The organism is Citrobacter sp. Ct235 (genome assembly GCF_030332305.1).
GTDB lineage: Bacteria > Pseudomonadota > Gammaproteobacteria > Enterobacterales > Enterobacteriaceae > Citrobacter_A > Citrobacter_A telavivensis.
The window spans coordinates 250,576-266,368 of record NZ_JAOWIC010000049.1 but is presented as its reverse complement, the minus strand read 5'-3'; the positions used below and the strand labels follow the sequence as shown (position 1 = coordinate 266,368).

At 51.7% G+C, this 15,793-nt stretch carries 17 protein-coding genes; 5 read left to right on the top strand and 12 right to left on the bottom strand.

Annotated features, from left to right (window positions below; translation table 11 throughout):
• Positions 1-36 precede the first annotated feature (36 nt).
• Both mdoH and mdoG read right to left on the bottom strand, forming a co-directional pair.
• Positions 37-2,565, bottom strand: coding sequence for a glucans biosynthesis glucosyltransferase MdoH (gene mdoH / locus OGY35_RS18355; RefSeq protein WP_152405103.1), 2,529 nt, complete (start codon positions 2,563-2,565; stop codon positions 37-39).
• Positions 2,558-4,093 (bottom strand): glucans biosynthesis protein MdoG, encoded by a 1,536-nt coding sequence (gene mdoG, locus OGY35_RS18350; protein WP_152405104.1) that lies wholly within the window; start codon positions 4,091-4,093, stop codon positions 2,558-2,560. Before mdoG ends, mdoH begins: the two co-directional genes overlap by 8 nt.
• A gap of 280 nt (positions 4,094-4,373) precedes the next feature.
• Between mdoG and mdoC the strand changes: the two genes are divergently transcribed.
• Positions 4,374-5,534 (top strand): glucans biosynthesis protein MdoC, encoded by a 1,161-nt coding sequence (mdoC, locus tag OGY35_RS18345; RefSeq protein ID WP_286633070.1) that lies wholly within the window; start codon positions 4,374-4,376, stop codon positions 5,532-5,534.
• A 14-nt stretch (positions 5,535-5,548) separates the two neighbouring features.
• Here the strand turns inward: mdoC and OGY35_RS18340 are convergent, their stop codons facing one another.
• The 6 genes from OGY35_RS18340 to csgB form a co-directional block, all read right to left on the bottom strand.
• On the bottom strand, positions 5,549-7,030 hold the full coding sequence (locus tag OGY35_RS18340) for a phospholipase D family protein (protein ID WP_286633069.1): 1,482 nt from the start codon (positions 7,028-7,030) through the stop codon (positions 5,549-5,551).
• Positions 6,972-7,505: an O-acetyl-ADP-ribose deacetylase gene (gene ymdB / locus OGY35_RS18335; protein ID WP_152405107.1), complete on the bottom strand. Its 534-nt coding sequence runs from the start codon at positions 7,503-7,505 to the stop codon at positions 6,972-6,974. Before ymdB ends, OGY35_RS18340 begins: the two co-directional genes overlap by 59 nt.
• A gap of 89 nt (positions 7,506-7,594) precedes the next feature.
• On the bottom strand, positions 7,595-7,918 hold the full coding sequence (locus OGY35_RS18330; protein WP_286633068.1) for a YmdA family protein: 324 nt from the start codon (positions 7,916-7,918) through the stop codon (positions 7,595-7,597).
• Between the two features lie 146 nt (positions 7,919-8,064).
• Positions 8,065-8,397, bottom strand: coding sequence for a curli assembly chaperone CsgC (csgC, locus tag OGY35_RS18325; RefSeq protein WP_178828270.1), 333 nt, complete (start codon positions 8,395-8,397; stop codon positions 8,065-8,067).
• Between the two features lie 60 nt (positions 8,398-8,457).
• Entirely contained in the window at positions 8,458-8,916 is a 459-nt protein-coding gene (gene csgA, locus OGY35_RS18320) for a curli major subunit CsgA (RefSeq protein WP_152405109.1), read from the bottom strand.
• A 40-nt stretch (positions 8,917-8,956) separates the two neighbouring features.
• Positions 8,957-9,412 carry a curli minor subunit CsgB gene (gene csgB, locus OGY35_RS18315; RefSeq protein ID WP_286633067.1) on the bottom strand — a complete coding sequence of 152 codons (456 nt, stop codon included), beginning with the start codon at positions 9,410-9,412 and terminating at the stop codon, positions 8,957-8,959.
• A 763-nt stretch (positions 9,413-10,175) separates the two neighbouring features.
• Here csgB and csgD point away from each other — a divergent pair.
• The 4 genes from csgD to csgG are packed head-to-tail and all read left to right on the top strand — an operon-like array spanning position 10,176 to position 12,522.
• A complete protein-coding gene (gene csgD / locus OGY35_RS18310; RefSeq protein WP_042319721.1) occupies positions 10,176-10,826 on the top strand; it encodes a biofilm master transcriptional regulator CsgD in 651 nt (216 codons plus the stop codon).
• A gap of 4 nt (positions 10,827-10,830) precedes the next feature.
• Positions 10,831-11,220 (top strand): curli production assembly/transport protein CsgE, encoded by a 390-nt coding sequence (csgE, locus tag OGY35_RS18305; protein ID WP_152405112.1) that lies wholly within the window; start codon positions 10,831-10,833, stop codon positions 11,218-11,220.
• A 26-nt stretch (positions 11,221-11,246) separates the two neighbouring features.
• Entirely contained in the window at positions 11,247-11,663 is a 417-nt protein-coding gene (csgF, locus tag OGY35_RS18300) for a curli production assembly/transport protein CsgF (protein WP_152405113.1), read from the top strand.
• Positions 11,664-11,688: 25 nt separating this feature from the next.
• Positions 11,689-12,522, top strand: coding sequence for a curli production assembly/transport protein CsgG (gene csgG, locus OGY35_RS18295; RefSeq protein WP_152405114.1), 834 nt, complete (start codon positions 11,689-11,691; stop codon positions 12,520-12,522).
• A gap of 31 nt (positions 12,523-12,553) precedes the next feature.
• On the opposite strand, the gene OGY35_RS18290 is transcribed toward csgG, so the two are convergent.
• The 4 genes from OGY35_RS18290 to ghrA all read right to left on the bottom strand — a co-directional run bounded on the left by OGY35_RS18290 (position 12,554) and on the right by ghrA (position 15,486).
• On the bottom strand, positions 12,554-13,045 hold the full coding sequence (locus OGY35_RS18290; protein WP_046497763.1) for a DUF1097 domain-containing protein: 492 nt from the start codon (positions 13,043-13,045) through the stop codon (positions 12,554-12,556).
• A gap of 100 nt (positions 13,046-13,145) precedes the next feature.
• Positions 13,146-13,700 (bottom strand): TorD/DmsD family molecular chaperone, encoded by a 555-nt coding sequence (locus OGY35_RS18285; protein ID WP_152405115.1) that lies wholly within the window; start codon positions 13,698-13,700, stop codon positions 13,146-13,148.
• A gap of 23 nt (positions 13,701-13,723) precedes the next feature.
• Positions 13,724-14,461, bottom strand: coding sequence for a phosphatase (locus tag OGY35_RS18280; protein WP_152405116.1), 738 nt, complete (start codon positions 14,459-14,461; stop codon positions 13,724-13,726).
• 86 nt (positions 14,462-14,547) lie between these two features.
• Positions 14,548-15,486: a glyoxylate/hydroxypyruvate reductase GhrA gene (gene ghrA, locus OGY35_RS18275; protein ID WP_286633066.1), complete on the bottom strand. Its 939-nt coding sequence runs from the start codon at positions 15,484-15,486 to the stop codon at positions 14,548-14,550.
• Positions 15,487-15,793 lie beyond the last annotated feature (307 nt).

Here is a 15,793-nt window from a genome sequence, read left to right as displayed (position 1 = left end):
GGCCGGTATTTTTCAGATGATTCAGCCGGATGGCGCCTACTGATTTTTCAGCGCCTGCGGGTTCAGGGTAATGTCCTGATAGTAACTCACCCACGATGAATACTTCTCTGGCGAGTTCCAGACACGATAGTGTAAACGCGCCATCGTCACCGGATCGCTCAGCAGTACCAGACGGCGGTCGCGATTCAGTTTTTCCGGCGTTTCGTTCAGCGCTTGTTCGACGTGACGATCGCGGGCAATTTCCAGCACATGGCTTGCACGATGACGTGCCGTCGCCATCGCCGTTGCCAGCGCGTTAAACGACGGGTTGAACACCGCATGCATAAAGCCATCGTCGAGCGCGCGTTTACGGTTCATCACCAGATACTTATCGGTATCCACCAGTACCTGCGGCGGCGAATACTCTTCCGGGATCAGGAACAGCTTCCAGCGTTTGGTACGCAAACCGACCGTTGAACGGCTGGAGATCACCGAGACAAACGGCGACAGGATCAGCGAGACGACAATCGGTGCCAGCCAGAACAGGAAGCGCAGATCCAACCACGCCATCCCGACCGCCCACACCAGCCCCAGCAGCAGCTGCGAACCGTGACGCATAAACGCTTCGCCCCACGGAGTCGAGTCATCGTCACGCTGCGGCGAATTCCAGACCACTTCCCAACCGAGGAAGGCGCTCACCACGAAGACGGTGTGGAACAGCATGCGCACCGGCGCCAGCAGCACGGAGAACAGCACCTCCAGCAGCAGCGACAGCGTGACGCGAATAAATCCACCGAACTCTTTGGTGCCTTTACACCAGATGAGCAGAATACTCAGCAGTTTAGGCAGGAACAGCAGCACCATCGTTGAAGCAAACAGCGCAATCGCCAGTTCAGGACGCCACTGCGGCCAGACCGGGAACAGCTGGCGCGGTTGCAGGAAGTATTGCGGCTCGGTGAGCGCGTGTACCACCTGCAGTGCGGTCGACAGCGCGAGGAACATAAACCACAATGGCGCGGAGAGATAAGACATCACCCCGGTCAGGAACACGGCGCGGTGAACCGGGTGCATCCCTTTCACAAGGAACAATCGGAAGTTCATCAGGTTACCGTGACACCAGCGGCGGTCACGCTTCAGTTCGTCCAGCAGGTTCGGCGGCAGCTCTTCATAGGAGCCGGGCAGATCGTAAGCAATCCACACGCCCCACCCTGCACGACGCATCAGCGCCGCTTCCACGAAGTCGTGCGACAGAATAGAACCGGCAAAAGAGCCTTCACCCGGCAGCGGCGCCAGCGCACAGTGTTCGATGAACGGCTTCACGCGGATGATGGCGTTGTGGCCCCAGTAGTGGGATTCACCCAACTGCCAGAAGTGCAAACCGGCGGTGAACAAAGGTCCATATACGCGCGTCGCAAACTGCTGACAGCGAGCATACAGGGTGTCCATGCCGGACGCCTTCGGCGATGACTGAATGATCCCGGCGTTCGGGTTCGCTTCCATCAAACGCACCAGACCGCTCAGGCATTCACCGGTCATGACGGAGTCAGCGTCCAGTACCACCATGTAGCTGTACTGGCTGCCCCAGCGACGGCAGAAGTCATCAATGTTACCGCTTTTACGCTTCACACGACGGCGACGACGGCGATAGAAAATCTGCCCTTCGCCCTGCACTTCAGCAATCAGTTCCATCCACGCCTTTTGCTCTGCGACGCAGATATCGGGGTTGTAGCTGTCACTGAGAATGTAGACATCAAAATGCTCGCCGTTGCCGGTCGCTTTTACCGATTCCCATGTGGCACGCAGACCCGCAAAAACGCGATCAACGTCTTCGTTACAGATCGGCATAATCAGCGCGGTACGGTGCTGCGGATTCAGCGGTTCATCCCCAACCGTTGACGCCGAAATACTGTACTTATCACGCCCAATCAGCAATTGCAGGAAGCCCATCAGCGCGGTCCAGAACCCGGCAGAAACCCAGCAGAACAGCACTGCAAAGAGGATCAAAATACCGGTTTGCAGCATATACGGCAGCAACTGCATGAAGGAGACCCACAGGTCCTGCCCGACCATATCCGCCGGATTGATCAGCGCCCAGCCCTGATACGGCAGAATCGTCTTCATGTACCAGGTCGCGACGACCGTCTGCGCCAACGTCAGCAACAGCAGCGTGTAACGACGAATGGTGCCGACGGTACGCCACTTCTGCTCACTTTCCTGCTCTTCTTTGGTCAGCCGCGCCAGATAGCGCGGCGTGACGTCACGCCCACGCAGGCGGTCCCAGAAACGCCCAACCGGGTTGGTACGCCAGGGATCGGGAAACATTGATGACCGTTTGGCTTTCGGCATTGCCTGAAGCTGGTCGCGCCCTTCGTCATCTTTGATCAGTTGCCCTTCGCCCAGCGAGTCTGGCCAGGCTTGTTGTAGACGGGCTTTGACAGAACCCTGCGGTGAATCGTCTTCTCGCGAGTAACGGCGATGCTCGGCATCCAGCGCTTCATGCACCGCGCGAATGTCAGTTTTCGGCAATGCCGCTTTCTCGATGTCCGAGAGCGGCAAGGCGTCAATGTACTCAGTTGTCTTATTCATTGGCAGGTAACTGGTAGCTCCAGGTTTCACTCAACGTCTGATCGGCATTGACCAATGCAGCACGCATTTCAGTGGTTTTCTTCGCATCTTTCACTTTCACGCGCATCGTCATACGCCAACCTTTAGTGACCGGGTTGTAACGCACCGTTGTTTCCACGATCTCGCCGTTATCACCGATGCTGGTTTGCGCGGTGACCGGAGTATCCTGCGGTAGTTTTTTCATGTCCGTGCCGGTGAAGTCCACCACGAAGGCTATCGTGCCGTCAGGCTGGCGAATGAGATTCGACTGTTTGACATCGCCGGTGGAACGACGTGTCTGCTGCACCCAGGCGTTATCTGGCGCATGAAGTTTGTCTTCATCGCGGCTAAACGTCAGGGTGTATTTGAAGTTCATCTCTTTGCCCGGTTCAGGCAGTTGATCCGGCGTCCAGTAAGCCACGATGTTATCGTTGGTTTCATCATTGGTTGGAATTTCAACCAGTTCAATCTTACCTTTGCCCCACTCGCCTTTCGGCGTGATCCAGGCGCTTGGGCGCAGATCGTAACGGTCTTCGAGATCTTCAAAGCGTGAGAACTGACGGCCACGCTGCAGCAGGCCAAACCCCTGCGGGTTTTCCATTGCAAAACTGCTCACCGCAAGATGTTTCGGGTTATTCAGCGGACGCCAGATCCATTCGCCGTTGCCGGCATGAATCGACAAGCCGTTGGAGTCATGCAGTTCCGGACGGTAGTTGGTTGCCGGAGAAGGCTGGTTCGGCCCGTACAGGAACATACTGGTTAACGGCGCCACGCCCAGTTTGCCGACCTTATCGCGCAGGTAGACTTTCGATTGCACGTCGACGACGGTGTCACGTCCAGGGATTATCACAAAACGATAGGCCCCGGCCGCTCGCGGAGAGTCCAGTAATGCATAAATCGTCAGGCGTTTGTCAGTCGGTTTTGGACGTTCGATCCAGAACTCACGGAAGCGGGGAAATTCTTCACCTGAGGGCAGCGCGGTATCAATGGCCAGACCGCGTGCAGACAGACCATAAACCTGACCGGCACCCAGAACGCGGAAGTAGCTCGCGCCAAGCATACTGACGATTTCATCATTTTTCTCTTTGCTGTTGATCGGGTACAACACTTTGAAACCCGCAAAGCCGAGATCTTTTACTGTGTCTTTATCATGCTGCACATCGCCAAAGTTAAAGTAGTCCGGGCTGTATTTGATTCTTTTGACAGCGGTTGCCGTGACTTCATTGATTTTGACCGGTGTGTCGAAGTACATACCCTGGTGGTAAAATTCGAGCTTAAATGGGGTCTTGAGATTGCTCCAGTAAGCTTTATCGCGATTAAACTGGATCTGCTGATAGTCCGCATATTTCATGTCGCGGAAAACGGAGGGCAAGTTACTTTTTGGCGCCTCATAGCCTTTACCGGCTAAGGATTGAGCTTGCTTTGCAACGTCATCGATGGAGAAGGCCCAGGCCGACGACGTGTACAGCGTTAACATGACTGCCGCACCCAACCAACGCATTTTCATCATTTGTGATTTATGTTTCATAATTAGTAAGCACTTCCCCCTTTGTGTGCTTATATCGATCCGATCTATTTTAATGGATAATCAGGCATTAGGACAACTGAATCCCTGCATTGTTCAGCACGCTGGCTCATGGTTTAGGCACCTCGCCGGACCCTTTTTCACTTTGCGTGCTTATCCTGGAGACAGGTCGTTGTTCTTCGTGTAGGGTTGCCACCGACTGTAACTATTAATCGGCTTAGGGATAAGACGATTAGTCTGAGAATCTGAGAATACGAAAACCTCTATGAATCCCGTACCTGCACAGCGTGAATATTTTCTTGACTCCATCCGCGCCTGGCTGATGTTGTTGGGTATTCCCTTCCATATCTCATTGATCTATTCCGGCCATAGCTGGCATGTGAACAGCGCTGAGCCCTCATGGTGGCTGACCCTGTTTAATGATTTTATCCATTCCTTCCGGATGCAGGTCTTTTTCGTTATTTCCGGTTATTTTTCGTACATGTTATTCCTGCGTTATCCGCTGAATCGCTGGTGGAAAGTACGCGTCGAACGCGTGGGTATTCCAATGCTTACCGCTATTCCTTTGCTGACGTTGCCGCAATTTATTATGTTGCAATATGTCAAAGGTAAAGCCGATAGCTGGCATTCACTCTCGCTGTATGAAAAATATAATACGCTGGTCTGGGAGTTAATTTCTCATCTCTGGTTTTTACTGGTACTGGTGGTATTAACAACCGTCAGTTTGTGGGTATTTAGCCGGATGCGAAAAAATCTGGAAAAATCGGATAAAAAACGGCTGGCCGCCGTGTCGATGGGCAAACTGACGCTGATCTTTTTCTTCCTGGGTATGGGCTACGCGGTGGTGCGACGGACGCTGTTCATTGTTTATCCACCGATTCTCAGCGACGGCTTGTTTAATTTCGTTGCGATGCAAACGCTCTTTTATGTGCCTTTCTTTATGCTGGGCGCGCTGGCCTTTATCTCACCCGAACTGAAGGCCCTTTTCACCACGCCTTCCCGGGGATGTACGCTGGGGGCGGTTTTCGCCTTCATCGCCTATTTGCTGAATCAGCGCTACGGCAGTGGCGACGCCTGGATGTACGAAACGGAATATGTCATCACCATGGTGCTCGGATTATGGATGGTCAATGTGGTGTTTTCCCTCGGTCACCGTTTACTCAATTTCCAGTCAGCCCGCGTCACCTATTTTGTCAATGCGTCGCTGTTTATCTATCTGGTGCATCATCCGTTAACGCTGTTTTACGGTGCGTGGATCACGCCGCATATTAGGTCGAATCTGCTGGGCTTTCTCTGCGGACTGATCTTTGTCGTGGGTATCGCGCTGGTATTGTACGAAATTCATTTGCGCATTCCGCTGTTCAAATTCCTGTTCTCCGGTAAGCCGGTGGTAAGGCAGGAACAAAGCAAAAAAGTGACCAGCTAACGCTTGCTGCTCCATTAAAGCAGCCACTCGACAGGCAATAGCGTCGCCAGTCGTACCAGAACCCGCTTCCAGAATCCTGTGGCGGGTTCTTTTTTTAACACCAGCTCCTGGTCCTGCTGTCGATCCACCCAGTTGATTCGCCCCCAGCGATCGAGCCGCAGTTGCCAGGCCGCATCGCGTTGGCTTTCGGTGAATCGTCGGTGGATCAGCGTCGCCAGCGTCTCGCTTTCAATCACAAAGCCCATCTCGGTGTTCAACAACGTGGAACGCGGATCAAAATTGAGCGAGCCAATGAACACTTTACGCCCGTCAATGCTGAACGTCTTGGCGTGCAGGCTGGAGCCGGAATTACCGGTCAGTCCGCGATCGTGAAGGACGATGTCGCGTTCACGCGTCGGCTTTAACTCGTACAGTTCTACGCCATAACGTAACAGTTTTTTCCGCCAGCGCGCGTAACCAGCATGCACCACCGCCACATCATTAGCGGCTAGTGAGTTGGTGAGGATCGCAATTTTGACGCCTTTACGCACCAGTTTCAGCAACTGGGCGACGCCTGCCCGGGTCGGGACAAAATAGGCAGAGATGATGTCAATCCGTTCTGCTGGTGAGCCCATCACGTCAAACAATCGTTGTGGCAGCAAAGAGTGACGCTGCGCTTTCCCCTCGCCTTTTGAAGGATCGTCACTTAACAGCCGGGTCTTCGCCCAGATGAGCGGTAGCGCCCCGCGATCGAGATGGGTCATAAAGGCGCTGGTTTCCAGTTTATGCTGGTATCGGCGGGTGATCGGGTCATTGTACCAGCTCTCGGGTAACTCGATGCGCTCGGTGATTTCTTGCTCCGAAAGTGCCAGCACCGATTTCAACGTCGAGACCGACGCGCAGCGCCAGTAGCGTTCAAAATCCTCCGCGACCTCCCTGACGACGGGGCCTGTCGCCATCACGTCCAGGTCGGAAAATAGCGGTTCCTCCCCCGCGCCGAAATAGGCATCGCCTATGTTTCGCCCGCCCACCAGGGTGACGACACCATCTGCGGTATAGCTTTTGTTATGCATCCGCCGATTGAGCCGGGCAAAATCGGTCAGATAGCCCAACATTCGTAGCATGCGAAAAGAGAACGGATTAAACAGGCGAACTTCAATGTTGGGATGAGCGTCAAGCAGTTGCAGGGTGTCATCCAGTCCCGGCGTGTTGTTGTCATCAAGCAACAGGCGCACATGGACGCCGCGTTTTGCCGCCGCCAGCAGAACGGCGAACAGCAGCCGCCCGGACATGTCGTCTTCCCAGATGTAGTACTGAACATCCAGCGTACGCTCCGCCATTTCCGCCAGACGGTAGCGGGCGGCAAAGGCGTCCAGACTGTCATCCAGCGCAAGAATGCCACACTCTCCGGGATGATTTTCACACAGAGGAGCTGTTGCGCGGGCGAGCCGGGTCAGTTCATTCATCGCCTTGCTGGGTGAGTAAACGCTGGTAGAGTCGGGCTGTTTCTTCGTCATAACAGACAAAGTATATCTGCTCAGGTAAAGCGCGACGGGTAATAAATTCCGAAACGGTCTTGAGTGCAATTTCTGCCGCCGCCGCACGCGGATATCCATAGACTCCGGTGCTGATTGCCGGGAATGCAATAGAGGTGTAGCCATTGGCCAGCGCCAGATTCAGGCTATTGAAGTACGCATCCTGTAACTGTTGCGCTTCGTTATGCTCGCCGCCGCGCCAGATTGGGCCGACGGTGTGAATGACCGCTTTGGCGGGGAGGTTACCCGCAAGCGTGATCACCGCATGACCCGTTGGGCACTCGCCCTGCTGCTGCCTGACCTTCATGCAGGCTTCCAGTAATGCGGGACCCGCGGCGCGGTGGATCGCCCCATCAACGCCTCCGCCCCCCATCAGTGATGAGTTAGCGGCATTGACGATGACATCAACCGCGACGGTGGTGATATCCCCCTGGATAACATGAATACGCGATTCCATAGAATCTCCTTGCTTCACTCTATTCTGTAAGTGTACAGCAGGGGTCCCCTTGAAATCGCTTTTTTCGTGAGTTTGTCTGACCAGCCCATTCAGCGGTAATCAATACTCATCACCGCCAGCGTTTTCTGTTCATTGAGGTAGTGCAGGTCAACCGCGGCGATTTGTTTAAAGTGCTGCGGCGCGTTAAGCAATTCCTGCGGGGAATAATAGCGGGTCTGCGTGCGCCCCTCGTGATTGCACGACATTGCCAGGCGCTGCTGCGCCCGACTCACCTCACAGGGTGGCTCCACAATTTGACCGACGAAATGAATAACCCCGCCCTGTCCATTCGTACCCGCCATGGCGGCAACCGAATTCAGGGCAAGAAGACCGAAAAGCAGAACGCTTGTTTTACGCGCGACAGATAACGGCATGATGGTTTCCTCAATGAACATTCATCCTTGAGGGGTGATGTTTTCCCTGACGGTGATTACGCCCAGGAGTCACGCATTCCGCGTCACTCTATTCATAGTTCAGTCACCTCACCTCTGCCACCGTAACCGCATAAATTATCAGCCAGTTATGACGATTTTGCAGAAGGCGGCCACTGTTGTGATAAATGCAGCGATTGACCGTCAGAAACCGTAACCACGATTTTGACGGTGTCTTGTGCAGAGATATTTAAACTGAGTCTGGTCAAATCAATGGCTTGATTAGCAGGTAGAGAAAGGGTCTTTTTCTGTCGTGACTGACTTTGTCCCGCCACGCCTTCGCGAAGGGCTAAAATCTGGACCTGACACACGCAGGGTTGCGTCAGGGTAACCTGCGGCGTAATCGTGTAAATGTCACCTTGCTGGGTTGTCGTAAAGGTTATCTGATTAGAGAGCGCCGCAAGGAGTAATAAGGTGTTCATGATGTCCTCCCGAAAAAAAACAGGGCTTTCGCCCTGTTTATATTCAGCACATAAACTGAATTAGTACTGGTTAGCCGTGGCGTTGTTACCAAAACCAACTTGTTTAACCAGAACGCTGGAGTCAGAAGCCGTCTGGTTAACCAGCGCGGCGTTACGTCCACCGTATTGGCTCACAGTAATATCCGAGTTTTTGCCGTTCCACTGATCGATGGTGGCGTTGTTTTTGAAGCCTTTCTGAGTCAGATCAATGGTGCTGTTATCTGAACCCTGGCCAACATCGGCGCCGTTACCATAGCCGTGCTGAGTGATTGTAGTGTCTGATTTACGAGCGTCGCTTTGCAGCGCAAGTGCGGCGTTATTGGTCCCGAACTGATAGATACTCAGGGTCGATTCCGGGCCAGAACTGCTTCCGCCACCGCCGTGATTACCGCCACCGCCGCCCCACTGTGGAACGGAACCAGCCAGAGCACTGCCAGAAACCACGATTGCTGCAAATGCTGCCACTTGTAAAAGTTTCATGGTAAACCCCCATCGGATTGATTTAAGCGTCGTCAATGTATTAGCGTTGAGTTACGCGAATTGCCATTTGCGACTGTCTCTGCACTACAACTGCTGTTTTCTGAGTACCATACTGAGTAATATTTGCTTTATTTCCAGAACCTTTCTGGATAATCATCGCAGTATTACCGTAATTACTTTGCGAAATACTGGCATCATTGGAATTACCCGACTGAGCAATATACGCAAAGTTATAAGCTCCTGATTGGTCAACTTTGGCCCGGTTGCTTCCACCTTCTTGTGAAACTACCGACAAAAGCTTAGAACCGTCCTGGCGTATCTTTGCACTATTATTAGTGCCGTCCTGACCAATAATGGCTGCCTGATTAAATGAAGACTTGCTTAATTCATTTACCGCAAAGTTATATTCCGAATTTGCTAAATCATAACTTGTTGCGGAAGCAATCCCAGGCGCACCCAGTACTGTTAACATCATAAATAACAATTTGTTTTTCATGTTGTCACCCTGGACCTGGTCGTACATCGAGAAAATAACGTTCTCATCAGTTTTGTTGTTAACGCTAAACGTAATTTGTTAACGCTGCGTTACGATGAAGAGTATGTCCGCGGAAACATTTTAAATAACTCACCCGCCAGTGGTATTTTTATATATTCGCTCACCCCAAAGTGCTAATTTTGACACAAATACCCTGTTATTTACGCTTATTTTATTTTTAACAGACTTACTGTTGATGCATTTTAGCGACATCAACCAATGGGCTGTACAGTGGGCTTTCCAGGTGATGTTGTGTCGTTTAAGAAGTGAGAGATGAGCAAGTCGTGACAAGCATCGTTTTTTTCGTCATCAAAATGCGCGACATCAACGGATGTCATGACGCAGCAATTTATCATCAGATTAAGGACTAGCATTGTTTTGATTTTTTATATTAAATTCATAGTGTTAATATAATTTGTATGATTTTTTAAATCTGTGCAATAACAGCGGAATGTACAACTTTTCTATCAAATCTAAACTTAAAAAAAGCTTAAGACTAACAAATTAATATATATTTTTACATCCTGTTACATGTTTAACACTTGCTTTAAGATTTGTAATGGCTAGATTGAAATCAGTTGTAGTTCATTTGTATTAATATTTTGACCCGTTCGGGCTGACTCTATTTTACTACACACAGCAGTGCAACATCTGTCAGTACTTCTGGTGCCTGATTTCTAAAGGCAACTGTCAGGTGTGCGACTAAAAAAAGTGGGGTTTCATCATGTTTAATGAAGTCCATAGTATTCATGGTCATACATTATTGTTGATCACCAAACCATCCCTGCAAGCCACAGCATTATTGCAGCATTTAAAACAATCTCTGGCACTCACCGGAAAACTGCATAATATTCAACGTTCTCTGGATGATATTTCCACCAGTTGCATTGTTTTAGTCGATATGATGGAAGCGGATAAAAAGCTCATCCATTACTGGCAAGACAACTTAAGTCGGAAGAACAATAATTTAAAGACGTTATTGTTAAATACCCCCGATGATTATCCCTACCGGGATATTGAAAACTGGCCGCATATCAATGGCGTTTTTTATGTAGCTGATGATGAAGAACGTGTCGTAAACGGTTTGCAGGGGATCCTGCGGGGAGAATGCTACTTCTCACAGAAACTGGCCAGCTATCTGATCACTCACTCTGGTAACTACCGCTACAACAGCACAGAGTCGGCTCTCCTGACTCATCGTGAAAAAGAGATCCTGAATAAGCTACGTATCGGCGCTTCTAATATCGAAATCGCGCGCTCACTGTTTATCAGTGAGAATACGGTCAAGACGCATCTCTATAATCTTTTCAAGAAGATAGCTGTCAAAAATCGTACCCAGGCGGTTTCGTGGGCAAATGATAACCTCAGGCGATAAAGCCATGAAACGCTATTTGACCTGGCTTGTAGCGGCACAGTTTCTGCTCGCTGCCGGCGCTACGCAGGCTGTAGAAGTTGAAGTTCCTGGGCTCTTAACTGACCACACGGTTTCGTCTATTGGCCACGATTTTTATCGTGCTTTTAGCGACAAATGGGAAAGTGACTATCCAGGCAATTTGACCATCAATGAGCGACCCAGTGCACGTTGGGGAAGTTGGATCACCATAACGGTTAATCAGGACGTTATATTCCAGACTTTTTTATTTCCAACGAAAAGAGACTTCGAAAAAACTGTTGTCTTCGCGCTGGCGCAAACCGAGGACGCTTTAAACCGTCGGCAAATAGATCAAACTCTATTGAGTACCGGCGATTTAACGCATGACGAATTTTAAAGAGTGATTTTTGTCCGGAGGCTGTAATGCGTGTCAAACATGCAGTAGTAGTACTCATGCTTATTTCGCCATTAAGTTGGGCCGGAAATATGACCTTCCAGTTCCGCAATCCCAACTTTGGTGGAAACCCCAATAACGGTTCTTTTTTACTGAATAGCGCCCAGGCGCAGAACTCTTATAAAGATCCCAGTTATAACGACGATTACGGAATTGAAACTCCCTCCGCGTTGGATAACTTCACTCAGGCCATTCAGTCACAAATACTGGGCGGACTGTTGACCAATATTAACACGGGGAAACCCGGCAGGATGGTGACCAATGATTTCATTGTTGATATTTCCAACCGTGATGGTCAGTTGCAGCTAAATGTCACGGACAGGAAAACGGGAAAAACATCGACGATAGAAGTGTCGGGTTTACAGTCAGATTCCACCGGTTTCTAAGCACCGCTTCGTAAGGACAATTATCATGCAGCGCTTACTTGTATTCGTCGCCGTCATTTTACTGAGCGGATGCTTAACCGCCCCGCCAAAAGAAGCCGCTAAGCCGACATTAATGCCTCGTGCGCAAAGTTATAAGGATTTAACGCATTTACCCATGCCAACGGGCAAAATTTTTGTCTCGGTGTATAACATTCAGGATGAAACCGGACAGTTTAAACCCTACCCGGCCAGTAACTTCTCGACCGCCGTCCCGCAAAGCGCCACCGCGATGCTGGTTACGGCGCTGAAAGATTCCCGCTGGTTTGTACCGCTGGAGCGCCAGGGCCTGCAAAACCTGCTGAATGAACGTAAAATCATTCGTGCCGCCCAGGAAAACGGGACTGTCGCCATCAACAACCGGATCCCGCTACAGTCGCTGACGGCGGCAAATATCATGGTTGAAGGGTCGATTATCGGTTACGAAAGTAACGTGAAATCCGGCGGTGTGGGTGCACGTTATTTCGGTATTGGCGCGGACACACAGTACCAGCTTGACCAGATCGCGGTGAACCTGCGCGTGGTCAACGTCAGCACCGGTGAGATCCTCTCCTCGGTCAATACCAGTAAAACCATTCTGTCTTATGAAGTGCAGGCAGGTGTGTTCCGCTTTATCGATTACCAGAGGCTGCTGGAAGGTGAAATTGGCTACACCTCCAATGAACCGGTGATGTTATGCCTGATGTCCGCCATTGAAACGGGCGTCATCTTCCTTATCAACGATGGTATCGATCGCGGGCTGTGGGATTTGCAGAATAAAGCCGATCGCCAGAGCGATATTCTGGTGAAATACCGTCATATGTCGGTACCGCCGGAATCCTGATGACAGAGATAAAAAAAGCGTGAGGATTTCCTCACGCTTTTTTATTTTCCGCTATCGTGCGCGTACTTTGTCTTTCTCGCCTCGCCGCCAGCCACAGGCCGCTATTTTTCATGGCATAGCCAAAGAGTAAACCGACTGCCAGTGAAGGCAAGACCAGTTTCCAGTCCCCCTGCCCGGCAAACGTGGCACAGGCACCGATAAACGTGCCCGGCACAAATGACAGCAAGACCTGCTTTGCCTGAATACACATCAGGAAGGCCACAACGCCGGTGATCGCATAGCCCACCAGTTCCAGATGCGGCGTCAGCGCGCTACCGTAAATAATGACCAACGCCCACACCACGCCACTCAACAGCGTGGAAGCCGAAATGGCCAGCCCCTTTAACCCGCCCTGCGGACAAGCAAAATAGGCCGTACAGCCTAAAAATCCTGCCCAACTCAGTAAGCCAAGAGAGACGGCCACCCATCCCCAGATACCGGAGAGAATGCCCGTTGTGATTGCTATGGAAAGAAGTATGTTCATGCCGCGCATGATAACAGAAACAGGCAACATGAATGAGATCACGCACACAATTCATGCAATGGAAATTACACGTTGCAGCATAAGGTGATTTAAATCACACTTACGCGTCCGTCTCTTCTTCCAGTTCATCCCACATCGCGCCAATAGCATCGCGTGTTAACGGCGCCATTGTCCGCCAGAAAGGGGTGGTGGCGTGTGCTTCAACTTTCCCGAGGAAAGAGCCACACCATGGAAGGATATAGTCCGCGAACAGGGTTTCCAGCGCCTCGCTTTCATCTTCCGCAGACTGATCTTCCAGCCAGGAAGCGGCCAGCAGCAACGTACCAATATGATCGGCTGGCGTTTCGGCAAGTGGCATTCCGCGCGCGGAAAGGAACGTCCGCACCTCAGATTCTGTCGCGCCTTCCACCCACGCGCTGCGATACGGTGGCACCGAACACTCCGCACCGACAAACAGCGCATTGTAATCCGCCGCCAGTTGGGCCATATCGCAGCTTTTCTGCAAACGCGCCAACAGTTCATCCTGTTCGAGCGGCCAGCTTGCCGAGAGTTTACCTTCGCGAATCAGGGTAAAGAGCGGAACCAGTAAAGGATCCTGCGGTTGACGGTAATACAGCGATCCCAGTACGCGGCACAGGATAGAAAACTCGTTCATCAAAATATTCCAGCTCGTGGTAGTTAAAGTTCAGCAAATTCAGGAATTGGCGGCATACCGCGCGATTCCAGGAAATTGAGTAATCGTTTCGGCGTCACGTTTAAAATACGATCTTCCGGGAAGTTCACGTCTTCGAGGATTTTCAGGCACTCGCTAAAATCACCCATCGTAAAGGCGGTATGAGAATCTGAACCCAACGCCACCCAGCCGCCGGCATCGCGTACCGCCGCCGCTACCGCGCGACAGTTCGCTTCACTGCCTTTGCGCGAATGAAGGAAGGAGGAGTTGTTAATCTCCAGCGCAACCTCGTATTTCGCCGCAGCCTGGGCAATCGCCGTGATATCAACAGGATATTTCGGGTTGCCGGGGTGACTAATGATATGCACTACGCCGCTCGCCATGGTGGCGATCATCGCCTGCGTGTTGGTAGCTTCATCGTGGGGAGCGAAAACCGGTTCATGGAAGCCTGCAATAATCAGATCCAGTGAGGTGAGCATCGGACCGGTACAGTCAATTTCACCTTCGATGTTTTTGATGTTTGCTTCAATGCCTCGCAGGATCCCTACCCCATCCACCACGCGCGGCCAGATACGCATATTGATAAAATGCCAGTGGTGCGGAGCATCCGCCATGTCCGGGCCGTGATCGGTAATTGCGAACAGTTTCAGTCCCTGGCGTTTAGCCTGAGCGATGTAATCGCTCAGGGTGCTATAAGCATGGGTACTGGCGACGGTATGCATATGCAGGTCAACGGGATACATGTCTCTCTCCTGTGGTCATTTTTCGACAAGGATAGCAGGAATCGCCTGCGTTTATTAGTCGAAACCCGGCATCTGCCGGGTATACCTCAGTAGCCGCGCTGGCGATCGACCTGTCCGGTCACCGCTTCACCATTTTCCAGATGTGAAATCGTGCGGGAAATATAGGCAACGGCTTCTGCAGGACGCGTGACCGCGGCAATGTGTGGCGTCATCGCCACGCGCGGATGTTTCCACAGCGGACTGTCCGCTGGCAGCGGTTCACGACTGTAGACATCCAGCATCGCCCCTTTGAGTTTTTTGCTGTTCAGCGCGGTCAGCAGATCATCTTCGTTAACGTGGACACCGCGCGCAAGATTGAGCAGATAAGCGCCATCCTGCAACTGATCAAGCAGTTTTCCATTGATGATGCCGACCGTTTCCGCCGTATTGGGCAGCAGATTAATCAACACGCGGGTCTGGCTGAGGAACGCGTCCAGCTCTTCGGTACCCGCAAAACTCTCGACACCTGGCCAGGTTTTGCGGCTGCGACTCCAGCAGCGCAGCGGGAAGCCCCAGGCCTGCAGGCTTTCAGCCACTTTTGCCCCCAACACGCCAGCCCCCATGATCCCCACGGTAAACTCCTCGCGCGTATATTCCGGCAGCGGTTGCCACTGGCTCTCATTTTTAAGCGCCTGGTAATCATCAAAGCGGCGAAACCAGTGCAACACCTGGCTGACCGCGTACTCCTGCATTTGCAAGCCCATGCCGGTATCTTCCAGACGAAAGAGAGGAATAGCGGGATCCAGCATGGTGGGATGGGCTTTCAGTTTGCTCAGGATCGAATCCACGCCGGCGCCAAGTGCAAACACGGCCTTAAGTTTACGCCCTTCCAGCATGTCTACCGGTGGGTGCCAGACCAGCGCATAATCTGCCGGATCGTCATCGCCCGACTTCCACTCCCGGACTCTGGCACCAGGAATGGCGTTTTCCAGTGCGGCGATCCACCAGGGGGTATCAAACGTAGGGTGATAGAAAATGATATCCATACTGACTCCTGCGGGTTGCTGTGCGAAATTTTGCGCACTTATTGTCATCGTTTTCAACGGGATCATCAGCATAGCAAATTCGCTGGCGCTGGCAAAAAAAGCAGTTTCCGCTTAATTAACCTACAGGTTGCTTGAAGTTTGTGTAAACGCACGATTTTTTGGAAAAGTTGATTGACGCAGGCGGCGTATTTCCCTAAATTAGCGCCCGTTCCGGTATGTGAGGAACAACAATATGGTGAGGTGTCCGAGTGGCTGAAGGAGCACGCCTGGAAAGTGTGTATACGGCAACGTATCGGGGGTTCGAATC